Consider the following 254-nt stretch of genomic DNA (forward strand, 5'->3'; position numbering starts at 1 on the left):
CGACATGATCGAACTGCTCCCGCAGGGGCATAGCACAAGACAGGAGTGGACCCGGACGCTTCAAGAGATGGTCAAAAGCATTGCTGATTTTCAAGATGAAAGCACAGGGCTATGGCACCAGGTTGTCGATAAAGGCGGACTTCCGGACAATTGGCTCGAAAGCTCCTGCTCGTGTTTGTATATGTACGCGATGGCCAAAGGGGCTCGCATGGGCTATATTGATTCATCATATATTGATAGAGCGGCAAAGGCTT

1 protein-coding gene is annotated in these 254 nt (G+C 50.4%); it reads left to right on the forward strand.

Annotation, left to right across the window (positions count from 1 at the left end; all coding sequences use genetic code 11):
* Positions 1-4: 4 nt before the first annotated feature.
* Positions 5-254: glycoside hydrolase family 88 protein (locus CF394_RS11325; protein WP_439332872.1), on the forward strand; the 250-nt coding region annotated here is incomplete at its 3' end.

Source organism: Tetzosporium hominis (genome assembly GCF_002265435.1).
In the GTDB taxonomy this organism is placed as follows: Bacteria; Bacillota; Bacilli; order Bacillales_A; family Planococcaceae; genus Chryseomicrobium; species Chryseomicrobium hominis.